General features: G+C 74.0%; 18 protein-coding genes. 7 read left to right on the top strand and 11 right to left on the bottom strand.

Annotation, left to right across the window (positions count from 1 at the left end):
- The first annotated feature begins 18 nt into the window (after nt 1-18).
- Together ACULK2_RS04505 and ACULK2_RS04500 are read left to right on the top strand one after the other, a co-directional pair.
- Nucleotides 19-3,201: a DUF6519 domain-containing protein gene (locus tag ACULK2_RS04505; protein WP_445968764.1), complete on the top strand. Its 3,183-nt coding sequence runs from the start codon at nt 19-21 to the stop codon at nt 3,199-3,201.
- 34 nt (nt 3,202-3,235) lie between these two features.
- Entirely contained in the window at nt 3,236-3,760 is a 525-nt protein-coding gene (locus ACULK2_RS04500) for a hypothetical protein (protein WP_445968765.1), read from the top strand.
- Between the two features lie 24 nt (nt 3,761-3,784).
- Here ACULK2_RS04500 and ACULK2_RS04495 read toward each other — a convergent pair whose 3' ends face one another.
- A complete protein-coding gene (locus ACULK2_RS04495; RefSeq protein WP_445968766.1) occupies nt 3,785-5,029 on the bottom strand; it encodes an eCIS core domain-containing protein in 1,245 nt (414 codons plus the stop codon).
- A 140-nt stretch (nt 5,030-5,169) separates the two neighbouring features.
- On the opposite strand from ACULK2_RS04495, the gene ACULK2_RS04490 reads away from it, so the two are divergent.
- The 4 genes from ACULK2_RS04490 (at nt 5,170) to ACULK2_RS04475 (ending at nt 8,087) form a co-directional block, all read left to right on the top strand.
- A complete protein-coding gene (locus tag ACULK2_RS04490; RefSeq protein WP_445968767.1) occupies nt 5,170-5,910 on the top strand; it encodes a DUF2306 domain-containing protein in 741 nt (246 codons plus the stop codon).
- Between the two features lie 4 nt (nt 5,911-5,914).
- The gene (locus ACULK2_RS04485; RefSeq protein ID WP_445968768.1) at nt 5,915-7,060 is read left to right on the top strand and encodes a sensor histidine kinase; all 1,146 of its coding nucleotides are present in this window, start codon (nt 5,915-5,917) and stop codon (nt 7,058-7,060) included.
- Nucleotides 7,057-7,737 carry a response regulator gene (locus tag ACULK2_RS04480; protein ID WP_445968769.1) on the top strand — a complete coding sequence of 227 codons (681 nt, stop codon included), beginning with the start codon at nt 7,057-7,059 and terminating at the stop codon, nt 7,735-7,737. Before ACULK2_RS04485 ends, ACULK2_RS04480 begins: the two co-directional genes overlap by 4 nt.
- Nucleotides 7,738-7,829: 92 nt before the next feature.
- On the top strand, nt 7,830-8,087 hold the full coding sequence (locus tag ACULK2_RS04475; protein ID WP_445968770.1) for a DUF4190 domain-containing protein: 258 nt from the start codon (nt 7,830-7,832) through the stop codon (nt 8,085-8,087).
- Between the two features lie 93 nt (nt 8,088-8,180).
- On the opposite strand, the gene ACULK2_RS04470 is transcribed toward ACULK2_RS04475, so the two are convergent.
- From ACULK2_RS04470 to ACULK2_RS04440, 7 genes are all read right to left on the bottom strand, one after another.
- Complete coding sequence (locus ACULK2_RS04470) at nt 8,181-9,284, bottom strand: SIS domain-containing protein (RefSeq protein ID WP_445968771.1); 1,104 nt, start codon at nt 9,282-9,284, stop codon at nt 8,181-8,183.
- The gene (locus ACULK2_RS04465) at nt 9,281-10,012 is read right to left on the bottom strand and encodes an ATP-binding cassette domain-containing protein (RefSeq protein ID WP_445968772.1); all 732 of its coding nucleotides are present in this window, start codon (nt 10,010-10,012) and stop codon (nt 9,281-9,283) included. Before ACULK2_RS04465 ends, ACULK2_RS04470 begins: the two co-directional genes overlap by 4 nt.
- Nucleotides 10,009-11,235, bottom strand: coding sequence for an alanine racemase (locus ACULK2_RS04460; RefSeq protein WP_445968773.1), 1,227 nt, complete (start codon nt 11,233-11,235; stop codon nt 10,009-10,011). Before ACULK2_RS04460 ends, ACULK2_RS04465 begins: the two co-directional genes overlap by 4 nt.
- Before the next feature lie 3 nt (nt 11,236-11,238).
- Nucleotides 11,239-12,219: an ABC transporter permease gene (locus tag ACULK2_RS04455; protein WP_445968774.1), complete on the bottom strand. Its 981-nt coding sequence runs from the start codon at nt 12,217-12,219 to the stop codon at nt 11,239-11,241.
- A complete protein-coding gene (locus ACULK2_RS04450; RefSeq protein WP_445968775.1) occupies nt 12,216-13,175 on the bottom strand; it encodes an ROK family protein in 960 nt (319 codons plus the stop codon). The genes ACULK2_RS04455 and ACULK2_RS04450 overlap by 4 nt, the downstream gene beginning before the upstream one ends.
- Nucleotides 13,172-14,179, bottom strand: coding sequence for a phosphotriesterase family protein (locus ACULK2_RS04445; RefSeq protein WP_445968776.1), 1,008 nt, complete (start codon nt 14,177-14,179; stop codon nt 13,172-13,174). Before ACULK2_RS04445 ends, ACULK2_RS04450 begins: the two co-directional genes overlap by 4 nt.
- A 77-nt stretch (nt 14,180-14,256) precedes the next feature.
- On the bottom strand, nt 14,257-15,390 hold the full coding sequence (locus ACULK2_RS04440; RefSeq protein ID WP_445968777.1) for a substrate-binding domain-containing protein: 1,134 nt from the start codon (nt 15,388-15,390) through the stop codon (nt 14,257-14,259).
- A 230-nt stretch (nt 15,391-15,620) separates the two neighbouring features.
- Here ACULK2_RS04440 and ACULK2_RS04435 point away from each other — a divergent pair, with 230 nt between their 5' ends.
- Nucleotides 15,621-16,784, top strand: a complete 1,164-nt coding sequence (locus ACULK2_RS04435) for an ROK family protein (RefSeq protein WP_445968778.1) — start codon at nt 15,621-15,623, stop codon at nt 16,782-16,784.
- A gap of 23 nt (nt 16,785-16,807) precedes the next feature.
- On the opposite strand, the gene ACULK2_RS04430 is transcribed toward ACULK2_RS04435, so the two are convergent.
- The 3 genes from ACULK2_RS04430 to ACULK2_RS04420 form a co-directional block, all read right to left on the bottom strand.
- The gene (locus tag ACULK2_RS04430) at nt 16,808-18,931 is read right to left on the bottom strand and encodes a hypothetical protein (RefSeq protein WP_445968779.1); all 2,124 of its coding nucleotides are present in this window, start codon (nt 18,929-18,931) and stop codon (nt 16,808-16,810) included.
- A 163-nt stretch (nt 18,932-19,094) separates the two neighbouring features.
- On the bottom strand, nt 19,095-19,736 hold the full coding sequence (locus ACULK2_RS04425; RefSeq protein WP_445968780.1) for a VOC family protein: 642 nt from the start codon (nt 19,734-19,736) through the stop codon (nt 19,095-19,097).
- A 163-nt stretch (nt 19,737-19,899) separates the two neighbouring features.
- Nucleotides 19,900-20,490 (bottom strand): dienelactone hydrolase family protein, encoded by a 591-nt coding sequence (locus tag ACULK2_RS04420; RefSeq protein ID WP_445968781.1) that lies wholly within the window; start codon nt 20,488-20,490, stop codon nt 19,900-19,902.
- Between the last annotated feature and the right edge of the window lie 20 nt (nt 20,491-20,510).

The raw sequence follows: 20,510 nt of genomic DNA, 5'->3' as shown, positions 1-20,510 counted from the left end.
CCGGAAGGGGACGGACTGATGGGAGCGGATCTCAGCCGCGTGCGATTCGACGCCCGCCGCGACCACGCCGGCGTGGTCATGCAGCAGGGACGGCTGCTGCTGGACGCCGACTGGAACGAACTGGTCGCCATCCTCGAACGACGCCTGAGGGCGAACGTCGCCGACCTCGCCGGCCCGGGCCCGCAGCCCGGCATCGCGGGCGTGGCGGCGGTCTCCCGGCTCACGCCCGACGCGTTCCGGATCGTCTCGACCGGCGACACGCTGACGATCGGCCGGGGCCGCATGTACGTCGACGGGCTGCTCGCCGAGAACCACGGCGCGGGCCCCGACGAGTTCGACGCCGTCCTCGCGGAACCGCGGGGCTCCGTCGCCGACCTCCCCTACGACGCGCAGCCGTACCTGCCCGAGCCGCCCGACCTGCCGGCCGACGGCACCCACCTCGTCTACCTCGACGTGTGGCAGCGCGAGGTGACCCACCTCGAGGCGCCCGACCTCGTCGAGCCGGCGGTGGGCGTGGACACGACGGCGCGCACGCAGACCGTGTGGCAGGTGAAGCTGCACCCCGTCGACGGCGGGGGAATCACGTGCGGCACGCCCGACGAGGACGTGCCCGGCTGGAGTGCGGTCACCGCGCCGTCGGGCGCGCGGCTCACGGTCGAGCCGATCGAGGTCGACGACGAGGACGACGCGTGCGCGCTCCCGCCCGAGGGCGGCTACCGCGGACCGGAGCACCAGTCGTACCGGATCGAGGTGCACGACGGCGGGCAGCCGGGCACGGCGACCTTCACCTGGTCGCGCGACAACGGCTCGGTGGCGAGCCCCGTGATCGAGGTCGTCTCGGCCGGGACCGTCATCCGCCCCGCGTCGCTCGGCAGGGACGACGTGCTCGGCTTCCACGACGGCGACTGGGTCGAGGTCCTCGACGACCACCGCGAGTTCTCGGGCACGCCCGGGGAGCTGCGCCGCATCGAGGTGCACGACGAGGACGGCACCGTCACCGTCGACCCCGCGCTTCCCGCCGACCTCAGGCTCGACGCGACGACCGCGGCGGAACGGCACCTGCGGATCCGGCGATGGGACCAGCGCGGACCGATCGTGACGTCGACCGGGTCGCTCGTCGTCGACCTCGACCTGCCGACCGCGACGGGAGCGATCCCGGTGCCCGCGTCGACGACCGACCGGATCGTCCTCGAGCGCGGCCTCGCCGTCGGCTTCTCGACCACGGGCGCCGACTTCCGGCCGGGCGACCACTGGATCGTGCCCGCCCGCGCCGCGGACGCCGCCGCGGGCCCGCCGCAGGAGGGCCCGCTCCTCGTGGACGCGCCCCCGCTCGGCATCCACCACCACTACGCGCGGCTCGCCGTGCTGGATCTGCCCGGTGACCCGGGCGACTGCCGTCCCGACTGGCCCGAGTGCGACTGCGAGGGCGGCGGGTGCGACTGCACGGTGTGCGTGAGCCGGGAGTCGCACGAGTCGGGCGCCCTCACGATCCAGATGGCGATCGACGAGGTGCGCGAGGCCGGCGGCGGCACGGTGTGCCTCGGCATCGGCATGTACCGCCTCGACGAGGGCGGGGTGGTGGTCGACGGGACCTCCTCGATCCGGATCCGCGGCCAGGGCCTGCGCACCGTCCTCGTCTCGCCGGCACGCGGCATCCGCATCGAGCGGAGCGCGTTCGTGACCGTGGAGCGGCTCACGGTCTTCGCCTCGGGCGTCGAACCGGCGATCGAGGTGCGCTCCACGGCGGCCGTCACGGTCGAGGATGCGACCGTGCTCGTCCTCGGCGGGCGGGACGGTGCGCGGCCCGGCATCGCGCTCTCCGGCGTCGCGCTTCGGACGACCCTCGTCGGCAACGTGGTCGTCGGGCCGATCGGCATCGGGGATTCCGGCGACGACGAGCGCGTCGCGCTGCTCACGGCCGAGCTGGACGCACGGGACAACCTCCTCGTCTGCCGCGACGTCGGCATCGGGCTCGACCGGCGGGTCGCTCACCTCGCCGGCAACCGCATCGAGTCCAACACGGTGCTCCGCGCCGACACGGCGGGCATCCGCATGCTCGGCGCGGTCGCACCGGCCGCCGGCGTCGTCGTCGCCGACAACACGGTGATCGTCGCCGGCGCGGGCGTGGAGGTCGCCGCCGGCGGCTTCACGGTCGACGGCAACGAGGTCGCCGGAACGGCTGCGAGCCTCGAACGGCGCGGCGACGGCATCGCCGTGCTCCCGTCGACGTTCGCGAAGCTCGGCGGCGCCGTCCGGATCGCGGCGAACCGGGTCCGCGACGTCGGCGGCCGGGGCATCGCCGTGCTCGGCCCGGTCGCTTCGCTCGACGTCGCGTCGAACGTCGTGGAGCGCGCGCTGCACGGCATCGTGATGGAGGAGCGCGGACGCGCCGGCTCGGTCTCGGTGTCGCACAACACGGTGACGGATGTCGGCTCCCGCCCGTCGGACGCGGCGGACGGCACCGTCGGCATCCGGGTCGTCGGCGCGGAACGCGCCGGCATCGAGTCGAACATCGTGCACGGGGTCGCGACCGCCCGAGAGGCGGCCGGCGCCTCGGTCGGCATCGACGTGCTCGCCTGCCTGGAGTCCCGGGTCGCGGGCAACTCGGTCGACCGGGTGGGCTTCGTCGAGGTCGGCGGACGCGACATCGGCATCGCGGTGCGCGGCCGCATCCGTCGCTGCCAGGTCGACGGCAACGCGACGCGTCGCCAGCCCGTCGACCCCGAGGCGGACGGCCAGTCGGGGTTCCAGGGACTCGTCGTCGGAGCAGATGCGCACCCGGACGAGCCGTCCGCCGACTCGGTGCGGGACTTCGTGTTCGGCACCGGCGCGTTCACCTTCGCCGTCAGCCCGTTCCTGGCGCTGGCGGCGCCCGCGGGCGACGCGTCCGTGACGGTCGACGCGAACATCGTCGCGGGCAGCGGCGAACTGCCCGCCGCCCTCGTCGGCGTCGGCGGCGACGTCGTCGTCACCTCGAACCACGTGCACGCGCACGTCGAGCGCGAGGCGCCCGCGCTGCGCGTCGTGGCGCGTTCGGCCACGGTCGGCCAGAACCGGCTGCGCGGCGGCCGCCCGTCCGGCCAGGTCGACGTCGATCCGAAGCGCATCGCGGTGCTCGGCAACCTCAGCAGCACGCCGATCACGAACTTCGGGGGCAGTCTCGAAGCGAGATGGGCCACATTCAACCAGACCGGGTTCTGACCCGACGCTCGTCAGATCAGGGAGGATCAGCACCATGCCCAAGCTGTTCATCGTCGGCGACCAGGCCGACGCGCGCGAGATCTCGGTCGCGCTCATCGGCGCACGCTTCGGCGATGCCAAGCGCGACGCCGTCATCGACGCGCTCCGCCGCGCCAACCCGGGCATCGACCTCGACCGGCCGCGGCCGGGCATGGTCCTCGTCGTCCCGAAGCTGCCCGACGACGTGGCCGATCGCTCGGTCGACCCGGTGGACGCCTCGCTCGACGAACTGCTCGAGCGTTCGCGCGAGGACGTGACGCAGCTGCCGGCCGGCGCCGACGCGGCCGAGGAGCGACGGCGCGTCGCCGGGAAGGAGTCGCGCGCGGTGCTCGCCTCCCCCGAGGTGCGCAAGCTCGCGGGCCGGGTGCCGCAGCTGAAGCAGAACGCCGCCACGGTCGCGAAGCAGCTCGACGTCGAGGACGAAGAGGCGGAGCAGGAGGTCGCGAACGTCCGTGAGGCGGTCGAACGCTGGCTCGCGGAGCTGGAGGAGCTGCGCGCGCTGCGGCGCGGTCGCGGGTGACGCGCCCGGTGAGGCGTCACGGACCTACGGCGTGGTCGCGGTGACCCCCGTGGCGGCCGACAGGTCGCGGACGAACGCCGTCGAGCCGTGGCTGGAGAGTCGTCGACGGAACCAGAGGATGAACTTCCGCTTGTCGCTGTTCCGCTCACCGGGCGCCGCAGTGTCAGAGAGACCCCGGTAGAAGGCGCGGATGGCCCGGATGGTGGACTCCCGCTGGGGGAAGGCGCCCCGCGCGTCGGCCGTCTCCGCCTCGTAGAACTGGATGAGCGGCGACCACTGGTTCCCGAAGGCCGGGAGGAAGTGCCGGACGAACGTGTCGGTCCAGGTCTCGAGCTCGCCCGCCGCGGGGTGGCTCGCGTGGTAGAGCTCGTGGTCGGCGTAGAGCCGGACGTCCGCACGGCTGCCCGGTCGCACCGCGAGCGGGCCGAGGATCGAGTACTGCGTTCCGCCGCTCGGGCCGAACGTGTGGCCCGCGACCCGGCCGACCGGCCTGCCGTTGCGCTTGTCCTTGCTGTTCAGCCGGACGTCGACGTTGACGGTCGGCGCGCCCCGGTAGTCCGCGGGAGCCAATCGCCCCGGCGAGGACGTGCCGGCCTCGTGGACGGTGTAGCCCGATCCGAGCGCCTCGGTCACGAGCGCGGTGAGCGCGGCGCTCTTCCTGGCCAGGTCGGTCTCGGCCTGCGCGTCACGCGCACGGTCGTCCCAGCTCCGCGCCGGAGCGTTCGCCGGCGTCCCGGTGGGCGCCGCCGTCGGCCCGGTGGTGGGCTGCTGCTGCCGGGGAGCCGCCTCGTCGTCGGTCTCCGTCGGCCGCGTCGTCGGCGGTTGCAGCGACGGCAGCCCGAACGCGACGGCGGGCTGGCCGACGGGCGCGCGGACTCCGGCGGCGACGGCGACGCCGGCGGCATCCGCCGCGGCCTGCGGGTCGGCGAGCGCGCTCCGAGCCGCCTGCCCGCCGGACTGCTGCACGACGTGCCCCAGTTCGTGCCCGATCAGCCGCTGCCCGTCGGCGCTCGCGGGCCGGTACTCGCCCGGGGCGAAGTAGAGGTCGCGGCCGATGGTCGCGGCCCGCGCCCCGAGGGCGTCGGTCATGCGCGCGCCCTCCGACCCGGCGTGCACGCGGACGTCGGCGAAGCTGTGGTGCAGCGCCTGCGAGGCGCGGGCCTGCGTCGACGGCGGGAGCGGCGCGCCTCGCTCGGATCGCGCTCCGGGCGCACGCGTGACCGCCCGCGTCGCGTGCGGCGCGGCGATGCGCTCGCGTCCGGATCCCATGACGCCTCCCCCCGGAACCGTCCGCCTCCATGGTCGCCCCCGAGTCCGGCTGCGTCAATGCCGCGATCGGCCGATCGGCCGAGGCGACTCCGGCCGACCGGCCGATGTGCGCCGCCATCCGCATTCGCGAGCATCGAGGCATGACCGAGATCACCGCCACCCGACGCCCGACCCGGCCTCGGCCCCGAAGTCGGCGCCGCTCCCGCCCCGAGTGGCTCGCGCCCGCCGGGCTCATCGCGCTCAGCCTCGTGCCGGTGGCCGCCGGCGCCTTCCGGCTCACCGAGCTCGCGAGCAGCGCCGCGGTGACGCCCGCGAACGCGCGCTTCTTCGACTCGCCCGTGCCCGTGGTCGTGCACATCGTGAGCTCGGTCGCGTTCCTGGTGCTCGGCGCGCTGCAGTTCGCACCGTCGCTGCGTCGTCGCGCCTGGCATCGGCGCGCGGGTCGGGTGCTGGCGCCGGCCGGCGTGCTGTCGGCGCTCTCGGGCATGTGGATGGCGGTCGCCTACGACCTGCCCGCACCGAGCGGCACGGCGCTGATGGTGATGCGCCTCGGCTTCGGCGCGGCGATGGTCGCCGGCATCGTCATCGCGGTCGTGGCGATCCGCCGCGGCGACGTGCGAACGCACAGCGCCTGGATGACGCGGGCGTACGCGATCGGCCTCGGCGCGGGCACGCAGGTGTTCACGTTCCTGCCGTGGACCCTCGTGCTCGGTGCACCCGACGAGACGGTGCACGCGGTGCTCATGGGCGCGGGCTGGGTCGTCAACCTCGCGGTGGCCGAGGTCGTCATCCGGCGCCGGGCACGCCGCGGCATCCGCCGCACCCCCGGCCCGCAGGGGCCCGCAGTCCGGCCGGCCGCCGCACGTGCGCCCCTATCATGAGGCCATGACGAGCCGGATCCGCGCGCTCTGGGACGCGCCGGCCGCGCAGCCCCCTCCCCCTCGCCGAGTGCGGCGCGACTGGGTGCTCGTCGCCGCGCTGCCGCCGGTGATCGTGATCGAGGCCGCCGCCCGCCCGGAGGTCCCGTGGCGCTGGGTCTGGGCGGTCGTGCTCGTCGCCCTCGTGCCGACGCTGCTGTGGCGACGCACGCGCCCGTTCACGATGCTCGCGATCGCGTTCGGGGCCGGCACGACGGTCGGCCTCGTCCTCGGCGGAGACCCGCAGCTCGTCGCGACGGCGTACCTGCTGCTGCTCGTGTACGCGACGATGCGCTGGGGATCGGGCCGCGCGATCCTCGGCGGCGCCGCGATCGTGCTGGCCGGGGCGATCGTGCCGGCGCTCGTCGAACCACCGCGACTCGGCGACGCGATCGGCGGCGTGGCCGTCATCGCGACGACGTTCACGCTCGGGCTCGCGTTCCGGTGGCGGGCCGGCGCGCGCGAGCGCGAGCTCGAGGGCGCCCGGCTGCTCGAGCGCGAGCAGCTCGCGCGCGACCTGCACGACACGGTCGCGCACCACGTCTCGGCGATCGCGATCCAGGCGCAGGCGGGCACGGCGGTCGCGGCGACCGACCCGGGTGCGGCCGCCCGCGCGCTCGCGGTGATCGAGGGCGAGGCCTCCCGCACCCTCGACGAGATGCGGTCGATCGTCCGCGTGCTGCGCCGAGCGGATGCCGCGGAGCTGGCCCCCGCACCCGGCGTCGCCGACGTGCGGCGGCTCGCCGAGCCGTCCCGAGCGGACGGTGCCCGGCCCGTCGTCGAGGTGCACGTCGAGGGCGACGACAGGTCCGAGGCGCTGCCGCCGGCGGTGGGCGCCGCGGTGTTCCGCATCGCGCAGGAGGCGGTGACCAACGCACGTCGCCACGCGCGGGGTGCGACGCGCATCGACGTGCGGCTGCGACTGGACGCCGAGGGGGTTCGGCTCGACGTGCGCGACGACGGCGAGGCCGCGGCATCCGCTGCACCGGGGTTCGGCGTGACCGGCATGGTCGAGCGCGCGGCGCTGCTCGGCGGCACCTGCACCGCCGGCCCGGCCCCGGGCGGCGGCTGGCTCGTCGCCGCGGTGCTGCCGCGAGCGGGGTGGTCGTCGTGAGCGTGCGGGTGCTGATCGCCGACGACCAGGAGCTGGTGCGGTCGGGGCTGCGGATGATCCTCGACGCCCAGCCCGGCATCGAGGTGATCGGCGAGGCACCGGATGGCGCGGCCGCCGTCGCGCTCGCCCGCGAACTGCGGCCCGACGTGTGCCTCCTCGACATCCGGATGCCCGTGATGGACGGGCTCGAGGCGACGCGCGAGCTCGCAGGGCCGGATGTCGCGGAGCCGATCCCCGTCGTCGTCGTCACGACGTTCGACCTCGACGAGTACGTCTACACCGCACTGCGGTCGGGTGCGCGCGGGTTCCTGCTGAAGAACGCGGGGCCGACCCTGCTGCGCGAGGCGGTGCACGCCGCGGCGCGCGGCGACGCGCTCATCGACCCGAACGTGACGGTGCGGCTGATCGAGGCGTTCGCGGGTGCGGGGCCGGCGTCGGCGCGATCCGCCGCGGCCCGCTCGTCGGTGCCCGAGCCGACCTCGCCGCTCACCGACCGCGAGGAGGACGTGCTCGCCGGCGTCGCCCGCGGCCTCGGCAATGCCGAGATCGGCCGCGAACTGCACATCTCGCTCGGCACCGTGAAGACGCACCTCGGGAGCCTCATGGCCAAGCTCGGCGTCCGCAACCGTGTCGAGCTCGCGATCTGGGCCCACGAGCGAGGCCGGGCGGTACGCTGACCGCCGCCGGGCGGACCCGCGGGCGGACTCGACGGGCGGACCCGCGGGCCCTTGGACCTGTGCGACGGTGCGCCGACCGCTAGCCTCGCGCCATGACAGCTTCCACTGCCCCGCAGACCGATCGATGGAACGTCTGGGCGATCGTCGCGATCGTCACCGTCTGGTTCACGGTCATCCTCGGCCTGATCTTCGGCCACATCGCGCTGTCGCAGATCAAGAACACCGGTGAGCGCGGTCGCGGCCTCGCCCTCACCGCCGTGATCGTCGGGTGGATCGCCGTCGCGGCGGGCGGGCTGTTCGCGATGTTCCTGCTGATCTTCGGCGGGCTCGCGATCTCCAGCCAGAGCTGAGCCGACGCGCGCCGCGCCGTCGACGTCGTGCGATCCGAGGGACTCGACTCCCGGCGGATCGCGTCGCCCGGGGCTCGTTCGCGCGCATGCCGCTCACCGCGTGAGCGTCACCTTGCTGAGGCCCGCGGGCCGGTCGGGGTCGGTGCCACGCCGCGCCGAGAGCTCGGCGGCGAGCACCTGGAGGGGCAGCACCTCGAGCACGGGCACGAGCTCGTCCGGCACGCCGGTCGAGGCGTCGAGGGACGTCGCACCCTCGACGACCGACGGCCCGATCTCGAGGACCCGAGCGCCCCTCTCCCGCGCGGCGGCGGCGAAGTCGACCACCGAGGCACGACCGGCGTGGCTGCCGGTCAGGGCGATCACGAGGGTCTCGTCGTCGACCTGCCCGAGCGGGCCGTGCGTCGCATCCGCCGCGCTCCATCCGGACGCGGCGATCCCTGCGGTCTCCATGAGCTTCAGCGCACCCTCCTTGGCCGTGGCCATCGAGGTGCCGCGTCCGACGACGAGCACGCGGTCCGTCTGCGCCGACGCGTCGGCGATCGGGGGCACGTCGAGCGCCACCCGCTCGAGGAGGGCCTCGGCCCGGGTCGCGAGGCCGTCGATCTCGTCCGCGAGGGCCGCGAGGTCCTCACCCGCCACGGCACGCACGAGCGTGTGCACCGCGAGCAGCTCCGCGGTGTAGCTCTTCGTCGCGGCCACCGATCGCTCGGGCCCGGCGGCGAGGTCGAGGTGCACGTCGGCGAGCGTCGCCAGCCCGCTCGAGCCGTCGTTCGTGATCGAGACGAGCGGCAGTCCCGCGTTGCGGAGCGCCACCGCCGTCGCGACGAGATCGGGCGACCGGCCCGACTGCGAGATCGCGACCTGCACCGCGGCGGGGAACCTGGGCGTCACGCCGAGCACGCTGTGCATGCTCGGCGTGGTGAGGAGCGCGGGAAGCCCCAGCACGCGCTGGACCAGGTACTGGCCGTAGATCGCGGCGTGGTCGCTGGATCCGCGAGCGACGAACGCGACGAGCTCGGGCGCGGCGGCCCGGAAGGCCGAGACCGCCGCCGGCCACGCGTCCGGCTGCGACGGGATCAGCTCGCGCCAGCGGGCCGGCTGCTCCGCGATCTCGGCCCGCATGAGCGCGCCCGGCACGGTCGGTCCGCCGGCCGCTGCGCCGTCCGGCGCGCCGGACGCCGTCACGGCGCGTCTCACGAGCTCAGCCCGGTGATCATCGACACGAGCTCGTTGTGGCTGGTGTCCGCGACGCGCTTCGTGCCCACCTGCCGGCCGCGGCGCAGCACGGTCACGCGGTCGGCGATGCGGAACACCTGCTCCATGTTGTGGCTCACGACGAGCACCGCGGCGCCGCGCGCCTTGAGCTTCAGGATGAGCTCCTCGACCTTGGCGGTCTCGGCCACGCCGAGCGCCGCGGTGGGCTCGTCCATGAGCACGAGGCGGCTCGCCCAGTGCGTCGCGCGCGCGATCGCGATCGCCTGCCGCTGGCCGCCCGAGAGGTCGCTCAGCGTCGCCTTCGCGGTCGGGATCCGCACGTCGAGGTCGTCGACGAGCTGCTGCGTCCGGCGGGCCATCTCGGTGCGGTCGAGCAGGCCGAACGGCTTCCGGCGCAGCTCCCGGCCGAGGAACAGGTTCATGTAGACCGGCTGCAGGTCGACGAGCGCGAGGTCCTGGTAGACGACCTCGACGCCGTTGGCCCGCGCATCCGAGGCATCCCGGAACGCCACCTTCTCGCCGCCGAGCCGGATCTCGCCCTCGGTGGGCTGGTGCACGCCCGAGATGATCTTCACGAGCGTGGATTTCCCGGCGCCGTTGTCGCCGACGAGCGCGACCACCTCGCCCGCCTCGACCTCGAGGTCGAAGCGCTCGATGGCGACGATGCCGCCGAAGTGCTTGCTGATGCCGGAGAGGCTGAGCGGGTTCATCGTGCGGTCTCCATTCCCTCGATCGCGTCGGCGACGCGGAGCGGCCGCGACCCGTCGGCCGACCAGACGCCCTCGAGCCGCGGCTCGCCCGAATCGAGCCCGCGGATGCCGGCCGTGAGCGCCCGGGTCACGAACACCTGCGGGCGGAAGCCGAACACCACGGTGTCGCCGGCGCGCGCCGCGCCGTCCGCCACGGGGATCGTCGCGTAGTAGTCGATCGCCTCGGGCGCGGGCATCTCGACGGGCAGTGCGGTGACGGATGCCGCGTCCTCGTCGCCGCCGACGACGAGCGCGCCGGTCGCCGCCCTCCCCAGCACGGGGTCGACGTAGAGGCCGCCGCCGAAGACGTAGGCGCGGTCGTTCCAGAGGTGCGACACCTCGGAGACGTACGCGATCGCCGGCTCCTCGACCAGGTCGCGCACGGCGTGCAGCGGCGTCGTGCCGGTGAGCCCGTGCCCGGGTTCGACCTGGGTCGCGCCGGCCTCCGCGAGTCGCTCCAGCGCGGCGGCCGAGGTGGTGCCGGGGGCGTTGAGCTGGACGCCGCGGAAGCCCGCCGCCTCGAGCTCCGCCTTCGCGCGGGTGAGGGTCGCGAGGTTCGGGGTCGAGACCACGTCGCCCACGCTGGAGTCGAACAGCGTCGCGGGGAAGCTGGTGACGCCCGCGACCTGCACGCCCGGGATCGCGTCGACGCGCCGCGCCGCCTCGACGACGTCGGCCGCGTCGAACCCGCCCTCGTGGCCGGGGTAGAACCGGTCGCCCTCGGCGACGATGCGCAGCAGCACGTCCTGCACGTACCCGGCAGCGGATGCCGCGGCGCCCGCCTCGCGCGCCTTCTCCTCGGAGAACACCGTCCAGTAGCGCGGCCGCAGGGCGGCGGCCTCGTGCGCCCGGTGACGCGGGATCTGGACGAGGTGCCCGACGTGGCCTGCGGCGAGGCCGCCGCTGGCCGCCGCGACCGCGCACTCGAGGTCGACCCCCACCGAGTGGGTGATGCCGCCGGCGCGGATGGCGCGCGAGGCGTCGGGGTTGCGGCCGATCTGCTTGGTCATCGCGAACGCGGTGAGCCCGAGCCGGCCGGCCTCCGCCGCGAACGCGGCGGTGTTGCGCTCGACGGCGTCGAGGTCGATCACGTAGGTGTTCGGCGGCAGCGCGCCGCTGCGGTGGAGGGCGACGGCGGCGTCGATGAGCCGCGGGTTGCGGCGTCGCAGGAGGGACAGGAACACGGGTCAGCTCCCCTTCTTGCCGCGGAGCGACAACGAGACGGCGATGAGGATGATGATGCCGCGCACGATCTCCTGCTGCGCGACGGTGAGCCCGGCCAGGAGCAGGCCGTAGTTGATCATGCTCATGAACAGGCTGCCGACGACGGCGCCGATCATCGACGCCCGGCCGCCGGTGAGGGCGGTGCCGCCGACGATGACCGCGGCGAGCACGCTCATGAGGTCGGTGGTGCCGAGCGTGTACGTCGCCCCGGCGAGCCGTCCGGCGTAGAGCAGCCCGGCGAGCGCGGCGGTCGCGCCGCTCAGCATGAACACGGCGATCCGGACTCGGGTGACCCTGATGCCGCTGACGCGAGCGGCCGAGGCGTTGTTGCCGACGGCGAGCACGTGCGCGCCGAACCGCCGCTGGCGGAGGACGTGCCATCCGATCGCGGCCGCGACGGCCGACCACCAGATGAGGATGGGGATGCCGAGGATGGCGCCGCCGCCGAAGATCCAGCCGAACGTCGGGTCGGTGACGGGCACCGACTGCAGGTTGGTGATCTGCTGCGCGAGCCCGGCGACGAGCCCCATGGTCGCGAGCGTCACGAGGAACGACGGGAGGCGGACGACCGTGACGAAGATGCCGTTGACGAGGCCGACCGCGGCGCCGACCGCGAGCCCGGCGAGCGCCGCGACCCACCATGCGCCCGTGGCCTGCAGCGTCACGGCGGCCGTCAGTGCGGCGAGTGCGACGGTCGAGCCGATCGAGAGGTCGATCTCGCCGAGGCTCAGCACGAGCACCGTGCCGACGGCCATGATCGTGATCGGCGTCGCCTGGGTGACGATGTTGACGAGCGTCGTGCCGTTCAGGAAGTTGCCGCCCTGGGTGGCCGCGAAGTACGCGAAGACGACGACGAAACCGACGTAGACGACGTACTGCCGCCAGGATCGGGCGACGAACTGCACCCCCTTCTCGGCGGGCGCCTCAGTCGGGGCGATGGTCATGCTGCGACTCCTTCGTGCGTGCGGCGGACGGCGTTCTCGGCGAGGCGCAGTGCGCCGAGCACGGGCGCCGCGCTGCCGAGTCCGCTGATGGTGACGGGGAGCTCGGGCCGGCCGAGCCGGGCGAGCCAGCTCCGGACGGGCGCGAGCAGTTCCGGGCGGGAGCCGATGCCGCCGCCGAGGACGAACCGGCCGGGGTCGACGATCGCGTCGACCGCGGCGATGGCGTGGGCGATCCACTTCGCCTCCTCGTCGATCGCGGCGATGGCGTCGGCGTCGCCGCGCTCGGCGCGAGCGAACACGTCGCGCGCCGAGGCGCCCGTGCCGAGGCGTGCGCCGAAGGCGTCGCCGGCGACGACCTCCTCGAGCGGTCCGCGGCGATGCGTTGCGGGGTCGAGCGGGTCGGCGCCGATGGGCAGGTAGCCGATCTCGCCGGCCGCGTTGGCCGCGCCGTGCACGAGCGCGCGGTCGAGCACGAGGCCCATGCCGATGCCGGTGCCGACCGAGATGAACGCGAAGTCGTCGTGCAGGGCGCCGACGCCCGCGGCGAGTTCGCCGAGCGCCGCGACGTTGGCGTCGTTCTCGAGTGCGACGGCGCAGCCGAGGGCGGCGCGAAGGTCGCCGGCGAGGCTGAACGACGCGAGGTCGCCGAGGTTCGGGGCGAGGTCGAACCGGCCCGCGCCGGCGACGGGCACGCCGGCGCCGCCGACGCCGACCGCGCGAACCGCGCCGACCGGTGCGGCGACCGCCGTGCAGAGCTCGTGCACGAGCCCGGCGAGCTGGGCGACGAGCGCCCGGCCCCCGCCGGCCGCGGTGGGCTGCTCGACCTCCGCCAGCGGCGCTCCGACGGCCCCGCGGCCCGTCCCTGCGGCCTCGTCGGCCCCGAGCCGCGCGATCCCCGCGCGCACCTTCGTGCCGCCGAGGTCGATGCCGACGACGTACTCGGCCGCCGCGCTCATGCGCCCACCCCGAGCAGGCGCGCAGGCGTTCGGGCCGTCATCTGCTCGATCGCATCGTCGCCCACCCCGAGCTCGGCGAGAGCCGGCAGGAAGCGGTCGGCGAGGTACGCGTAGCCGAGCTGCCCGTGCGTGCCCGGGTTCATCCACACCTCGGCGCCCGTGAGGTCCTGCGCGAGCACGATCCGCTCGGCGTACCCGTCGGCGACGAGTCCGGCCACGAACTCGGCGCGCCCGCGATCCGACCGGGCGAACGACCGCTTGGGGAACTCGCCGTCGGGCCGGCCGGGGGCGGGCTCGAGGAAGAAGTCCCAGGTCTGCTTGCCGATGGTGTCGACGGCGATGAGCGCGCCGCGGTCGAGCACGCTCCGTGCGACGTCGACGCTGAGCTGCGTGTCGAGGTGGCCGATCACGACGCGGTCGAGGTCGGCGCCCTCCGACACGAGCAGGTCGACCTGCTCGTGGGCCATGGTGCCGTGCGTGGTGTGCGTCATGATCGCGAGGCCCGTCTCGCGGTGGGCGCGCGCGACGGCGCGCAGCACGCGCTCCTCGAACGGCGTGATCTCGTCGAGGCTCGTCGCCTGCTCGCCGAAGACGCCGGCGCGGATGCCGCTGCCGCCGATGCCGTCGGTCGCGTCGGCGATGAACCGGCTCGCGATTTCTTCGAGGGTCGCGCTCCGCGCCCAGGCCGGAGCGTACGCCTCGAGGTAGAGCGCGGTGCCGCTGACGATGTGGAGGCCCGTGCGCTCCGAGACCTCGACGAGCAGCGCGACATCCGCCCCCTCGTCGTCGCGGCCGACCACGCCGTACGGCGAGAGGTCGACGACGGTGCCGATGCCCCGCTCGGCGAGGCCGGCGAGCGCGCCGACCGCGAGTTCCACGCGGTCGTCGCGCGCCCCGGCCGTGAGCCACGGTCCTGGCGTCAGCGAGAGCAGGTGCTCGTGCGGCATCACGCGTCCGAGCTCCGAGGACGGCACCGGACCGCGCACGGTCATGACGTCAGCCATCCGACTTCCTTTCGTTCGTTCCGGCCGGTCGCCGGTGCGGGAGGGGCGCGGACGGGCCGCGGCCCCTCCCCCGATGATCAACCGCCGGTGACGCTCGCGGGCGGGTCGACGCCGTAGTCGGCCTGCCAGCCCTCGACGAGGTTGTCGGCCGTGACCTTGGTGGGGTCGGATGCCACGAGCTCGGGCGCCTCCTTGCCGAGCACGCCGTACGCTCCCGCGCGGGCCAGCCCGGCGCCGATGTCGAGCGAGCCGTTGCCGACCATGCCGGCGACGTTGGTGCCGGTCATCATCGCGGCGGCGACGGTCGTGTCGAGGTCGTTCGTGACGACCTGGATGTCGGTGCGCCCGGCGGCGCGGATGGCGGCGAGCACGCCCTGCGCGGCCGTGGCCCACGAGACGTAGATGCCCGTCAGGTTCGGGTTCTTCGCGATCATCGCCGCCGCGGCGGCCTGGGTGGCGGTCTCGTCGGCGAAGCCCTGCTCCTCGACGATCGTGATGTCGGGGTACTCGTAGGCGAGCCAGTCCGTGAACGACTGGTCGCGCTGGTTGGTGAACCAGAAGTTCGCGTTGAAGGTGAGGACGCCGACCTCGCCCTCGCCGCCGAGGGCGTCGCCGAGGATCTCGGCGTTCGCACGGCCGGCCTTCGCGAGGTCTTCCGTGACGATCGAGACGAACTCGTCGCCGGCGGCGTAGCCCTCGGGCGGGGTGGTCATGATGACGAGCTTCGCGCCCGCGTCGAGGATCGGCTGGAACGACTTCGCGGCCGAGGTGGGGTCGACGGCGATCGCGACGACGATGTCGGGATCGAGCGCCATGACGGTCTGGACGTTGTTCGCCTGCGTGCCGGCGTCGAAGTTCGCCTGCGTGCTCGCGACGACCTCGATCCCGAGCTCCTCGAACTCGGCGCGGGCGCCCTCCTCGACGGCGGCGACGAAGTCGCCCGAGGTGTGCCAGACGAACGCCGCGGTGTAGTCGCCGGCCTCGACCTCGGCGAGCTCGTCGTCGGTGAGCTCGAGCTCGGCGAGCGCGCCGGGCTGCTCGCCGTTGGGCCCCTGGAACTCGAGGCTCGGCTCGGCCGCGGCCTCCTTCGGCTCGGCGGGAGCGGCCGCCGTGCCCTGGGCGACGCAGCCGCTGAGCAGCAGGGCGGATGCGACGGCGCCGACGAACGAGACCCGGAGGGCTCGTGTCGGGGTGAACGGTGATCGTGCCATGGTGTGTGCCTTCCTCTGCGGATGTGACCCTGGTGCGACGATCGGCGGAACGCTCATGCAGGTCGTCGGTGATCGTGCGTTGTCATTTTGGTTTCACTCAGCAATCAAAGTCAAGGAAAATCTTCCACCGGCACCGGTTCCGGCGGTTCGCTCTGGCTTCCAGGCGCTGAACTGGCATGCTTTATGCTCAGGCTGACGCGAAATGGTCGCGGGCGATACGAGGGGGACGGATGGTGCAGGCCACGCGCGAGCTGAACCGGATGGCGGTGCTCACCGAGCTGCTGCGGATCCGGCCCGCGAGCCGCAAGCAGCTCGCCGAGGCATCCGGCATCTCCCCCGCGACGGTGACGCGCGCGGTGGAGCAGCTCATCGCCCAGGGCGTCGTGGCCGAGGGGTCCGAGCTGGTGTCGGAGCAGCGGGGCCGCCGGGCCGTGCTGCTCGACGTCGTCGCCGACCGCGCGTTCGTGGTCGGCGTCGATCTCGGCGCGTCGAACACCCGCGTCCTGCTCGCCGACCTCGTCGGCACGCCGCTCGCGCAGCGCGAGCTGGCGACGCCCGCCGAGGCGGATGCCGCGGCCCTCGCCGACTGGCTGGCGACGACGGCCGCGGAACTCGCGGGCGATCGCTGGGACCGCGTCGAGGGCATCTGCATCGGCATCCCTGGGGCCGTGGGCCGCGACGGCTCGACGGTCTCGAACGCGCCGAACCTGCCGCAGGTCGAGGCGGCGGGATTCCTCGACCTCGTCCGCGATCGCGCCGGCCGCGCGGTCCGCGCCGACAACGACGCGAACCTGGCGCTCCTCGGCGAGCAGCACTTCGGCGCCGCGCGCAACGCGCCCACCGCGGTCATGGTGACGATCGGCGCCGGCCTCGGTGCCGGCATCGCCATCGACGGCCGGATCCTCCGCGGCGCCCACGGCGTGATCGGCGAGTTCGGGCAGCTTCCCGCCGGCCCGCTCGGCACGCGGCTCGAGCTCATGGTCACGGGCCCCGGCATCATGCGCCTCGCGGCCGAAGCGGGCGTACGGCTCGACTCGCCCGCCGACCTGTTCGCCCCGGACGCCTCGGAGCCCGTGCGGGCGCTCCGCGCCCACTTCGACCAGGCGATGCTGATCGTGCTGACCGCGGCGACGGTCTCGTGCGAGCCCGAGGTGATCGTGCTCGGCGGCGGCATCGCGAAGTCGCTCGCGCGCGACCTCGGCCGCTACGAGACGGTGCTCGAGCACCACCTCGGCGCGGCGCCGCGCCTCACCGCGTCGGAGCTCGGCGACTTCGCCGGCGCGACGGGCGGCGTCGTCGCCGCACTGCACGAGGTGTACCGCGGGATGGGCATCGACGAGCGCGCCTTCGGCGACCTGCCGGTCGCGGCGGGCAGGACCCCTCCGCCGGCCTAGCCGCTGAGGAGTCTCGCGCCCCGCTACGGCGCCGCCGAAACCCCCCGGTCGCTCCCGACGGGCGCGATGCCCTCGAGGAGCGCATCGACGAACCGCGAGGCCGTCGCGCGCTCGGATGCGTCGGGCACCCAGAAGACGGCCTCGGCGATCCGGTCGACGAGCGCCTCCCGTTCGTGCTCGCCCGCGATCCGGAGCGAGATGAGCTCGAAGCCGGCATCGTCCAGGAGGAACCGCACGGCCCGGAGCACCGCGGTCTCATCGAAGCCGCTGTCGGCGCGACGGGCGGCGCGCAGGATCGCCGCCCCGTCGGCGATCCAGCGCAGCATGGGCGCCCCGATCTCGCCGGTCTCGCGCAGCTCCGCGATCACGTCGGCGTCGATCCATCCGGGGTCGCCGAGGGCCTGCGCGGCGTGCGTCGTCGCCACCTCGGCGAACCGCTTCATCTCCCACGCCGTGGTCAGGCCGGACAGCGCGAGGTTCCGGAGTCCGGGGTCGGCGCCGAGGAGTCGCAGCTCGGGGTCGTGGAACGTCCACTCGCGGTAGTAGGCGCTGAATCGCGCGAACTCCACGGAGTTCCTGACGCCCTCGACGATCTCGGCCCGCTCGTCGTCGTCGACGCGGAGCGCTTCGTGCGCGAGCGCGCACGCGAGCAGGAAGCGCAGCGCCGGATCGGCCGTGTCGACCGCTTCGTCGAACCAGCGCAGGAGCGCCGACTCGACGCCCGGACGGTGCTGCGGCTGCGCCCACGGTGCGATCGAGAGTTCGGCGAGCGCGGTGCGCATCTGCATCCGTTCGACCTCGGGGCGCGCGGCCTCCCCGCCGAGTCGATTCCGGAACTCGGGGCGCGTGAGCAGGTCGGCGAGCGCCGAGATGACGGATGCCACGTTGCGGCGGCGACGGTCCAGCTCGTCCTCCGCGACATCCGAGGAGATCTCCCCGTCGGCGCCCGTCTTCAGGGCGACCCAGTTGCCCGCCGCTCCCAGGTACCATTCGATCGCCCTGACCATCATCTGCGGCGGTTCCCGTGTCATCCGCGGGTCGTCGCGCCGGCGGTCGACGAATCGCCGCAGCATCTTCTCGTGCCACTGGTCCGGCGTCGCGTCGAGACCGACCGGCGTCCCGCACAGCGTCGAGGCGACGACGATCATCGACTCGAGGCGCGACATCAGCACCCACAGCTTCTCGGCGTCGGTCGGCTCGTCGAGCGCGTCCAGCAGCTCCTCGAACTCGGCGACCAGGTTCGCCGGGTCCTCGGCGAGGGCCAGTTCGATGTACTCGGTGCGCTCCTCGTCGGTCGTCTGGATGGCGAGGCTCGCGTACGCCGCCGACTTCCAGCTCTCGACGCCGTAGAAGCCCGTGATGTCGAGGTACTTCGCTGCGATCCGCATCGCGGCGAAGCTCGAGGCCATGATGAGCAGCTTCCGGTGCTGGTCCTGCTCGGCCGTGCCGACGGCGAGCCGGAGCGGGACCTCCTCGATCATGTGCCCGTTGCGTCGCAGCGTCGCGGTCGCACTGATCCCGTCGAGGATGGTGACCTGCACGAGCCAGGGCGCGACGTTGAAGAAGAGCTGCAGCAGCCACGCGACGAGGGCCGCGACGCCGTTCCCGCTGCGGTCCGCGACCTGGATGGCGTCGCCGAGATCGGCGCGGTTCCCCCGGGCGCGCACCCGGGACTGCGGCGATCCCTCGCGGTGCGCGCTGCTGATCTGGTCGAGCACGTCGATCGCCCACGCGTCGTTCGACGCGCCGTCCGAGGTGAGGACCTTGGCGTCGACGACCGGTGAGCTCGCGAAGCCGATCGAGAGCACGAGCGCGCCGAGGACGCCGACGACGACCGCGAAGACCGCGATCCCGATCGGGTCGTCCGCCGGGTCGGGGACCCCGGGTCCCCCGCGCGCGCCGAACGCCCAGGTCGCGACGATCGACGAGCCGATGACGATGACGACGCCGATGACTCGCGCGCGGCCGGGAGCCGCCGTCGTGGTCGTGTACCCCCGGTACCCGATGACGTACACCAGGAGTCGCGCCAGCAGTGCGAGCACCACGACCATCCCGAACGCCTGTCCGGCCCACTCGCCGAACGCGACCAGGGCCGTGCCCGCCGTGTCGACGGACTCGCCAGTGCTGGGAACCGAGGATGCGTCCATGGTCGCTCCTGGACTCAGGATGCCACGCGGCGACGCATGCCGGGTCCGGGCGCCCACTGAGATCTCGGGCATCGGCGCTTCCCGCACCGGCGCGGCGTGGCACCCGGGTCGCGCACGTCATGAGCCCGACGCCCTCGCCGGCGTCGGGCTCACGCGACGGGCTCTACGGCCGGCCCGGGCCGGCCCACTCGAACCCGTCCGGGTCGGTGAACGCCCCGCCGTCGCCGCCGATGCGGAGGCGATGCGACCCCGAACCCTCGGGCGGGACCCCGGCCGACTTGGCGAGCGCGCGCCGCTTGTAGAGGCCAAGGCCGATCGGGCTCCCCGGGATCCGGAAGTCGACGTAGCTGCCGAAGCTCTTGCCGACCGCGAGGCCGCGCCCGGTGTAGAAGCGCTTGCTCGCCCCGACGTCGTCGGCGCCGAGGAGGAGCACGACGTGGTCGAAGGCGCGGCTCGCGGGCGCCGTGTTCTTCTTGGTCGACGTGGCGAGGTTCCAGATCGCGCCATCCGGCGCCTGGACGACGCCGCCGAAGCCCCACAGCGACTTCTCGAGCGGCTTCAGGATGACGGCGCCGGCGGCGACCGCGGCGTCGAAGAGCGCGGTGACGTTCGCCGGCTGCGGCGCGACGAGCGACATCGTGAATCCGCGGAACCCGTCGGTCGCGGCATCCGTCTGGGCGGTGCGCACCCGGTCGTCGAGGTCGAACGCGTCCCGGTAGAAGCGGGCGGATGCCTCGGGGTCGCTCGCGCCGAGCGTGATCGCGTCGATGGTGGTGATGGTCGTGGTGTCGGTCTCGATGTCCATGAGGCCGACGCTACGCTCGGCGCGCGCGGCGGGCTTCTCGATTCCTGACCGATCGCAGCGAGCGCGACGGGTGACGGGACGCGCCCGCCGGGGTCGTCGTCAGGATCGGCGGGTGCGGGCGGCCGGACACCCGCCGATCCTGACGACGACCGCCCGACGGCAGTCACGCCGCGGAGGCGCCCCGCCGCGGACCGGAGAGCTCGTCGAGCCACCCGAGCACCGACGTCTCGAGGCGTGCGGCGAGGGCGGCGTCGTGGTCGGCGCTCGTCGGATCGGCGAAGAGGTGCGCCGCACCGGGATAGCGCACGAGGCTGCCGTTCGCCTCCGCGACGAGCCCCTCGGCGACCGCGAGGTCGACCCACGGGTCGCGCTCGGTCGTGTGGACGGTCAGTGGGACCTCCGCCGGCCACGGCGTCTCGAAGACCGCAGCGGGAAGGCAGCCCGACATGAGCAGCGCGCCGCGCGCGCCCGGCCTGGTCTGCGCGAGCAGCTGCGCGGGCCCGGTGCCGAGTGAGAAGCCCGCGTACACGAGGTCGGTCGGGAGCGACTGCGCCGCGGCGACCGCGCGATTCGCGAGTTCGGGGATGCCGATCTCGTCGCGGTACGCCACGCCCTCGTCGAGCGTTGCGAAGACGTTGCCGTCGTAGAAGTCGGGCGTGTGGACGACATGGCCCGCCGTGCGCAGCGTCTCGGCGAATGCGAGGACGCCGTCGGTGAGGCCCTGACCGTGATGGAAGAGGAGGATCTCGTTCATATTGGACAGTGTACAACTCA

The organism is Agromyces molybdatiresistens, assembly GCF_052748445.2.
This window is presented reverse-complemented; position numbering and strand designations above follow the sequence as displayed.

Bases quoted from the DNA above. Each gene is read 5' to 3' on its own strand.
- ACULK2_RS04440 (WP_445968777.1), bottom strand. From the start codon at position 15,390: ATGGCACGATCACCGTTCACCCCGACACGAGCCCTCCGGGTCTCGTTC.
- ACULK2_RS04420 (WP_445968781.1), bottom strand. From the start codon at position 20,490: ATGAACGAGATCCTCCTCTTCCATCACGGTCAGGGCCTCACCGACGGC.
- ACULK2_RS04485 (WP_445968768.1), top strand. From the start codon at position 5,915: ATGACGAGCCGGATCCGCGCGCTCTGGGACGCGCCGGCCGCGCAGCCC.
- ACULK2_RS04490 (WP_445968767.1), top strand. From the start codon at position 5,170: ATGACCGAGATCACCGCCACCCGACGCCCGACCCGGCCTCGGCCCCGA.
- ACULK2_RS04430 (WP_445968779.1), bottom strand. From the start codon at position 18,931: ATGGACGCATCCTCGGTTCCCAGCACTGGCGAGTCCGTCGACACGGCG.
- ACULK2_RS04465 (WP_445968772.1), bottom strand. From the start codon at position 10,012: ATGAACCCGCTCAGCCTCTCCGGCATCAGCAAGCACTTCGGCGGCATC.
- ACULK2_RS04475 (WP_445968770.1), top strand. From the start codon at position 7,830: ATGACAGCTTCCACTGCCCCGCAGACCGATCGATGGAACGTCTGGGCG.
- ACULK2_RS04450 (WP_445968775.1), bottom strand. From the start codon at position 13,175: ATGAGCGCGGCGGCCGAGTACGTCGTCGGCATCGACCTCGGCGGCACG.
- ACULK2_RS04495 (WP_445968766.1), bottom strand. From the start codon at position 5,029: ATGGGATCCGGACGCGAGCGCATCGCCGCGCCGCACGCGACGCGGGCG.
- ACULK2_RS04435 (WP_445968778.1), top strand. From the start codon at position 15,621: ATGGTGCAGGCCACGCGCGAGCTGAACCGGATGGCGGTGCTCACCGAG.
- ACULK2_RS04455 (WP_445968774.1), bottom strand. From the start codon at position 12,219: ATGACCATCGCCCCGACTGAGGCGCCCGCCGAGAAGGGGGTGCAGTTC.
- ACULK2_RS04445 (WP_445968776.1), bottom strand. From the start codon at position 14,179: ATGGCTGACGTCATGACCGTGCGCGGTCCGGTGCCGTCCTCGGAGCTC.
- ACULK2_RS04500 (WP_445968765.1), top strand. From the start codon at position 3,236: ATGCCCAAGCTGTTCATCGTCGGCGACCAGGCCGACGCGCGCGAGATC.
- ACULK2_RS04505 (WP_445968764.1), top strand. From the start codon at position 19: ATGGGAGCGGATCTCAGCCGCGTGCGATTCGACGCCCGCCGCGACCAC.
- ACULK2_RS04425 (WP_445968780.1), bottom strand. From the start codon at position 19,736: ATGGACATCGAGACCGACACCACGACCATCACCACCATCGACGCGATC.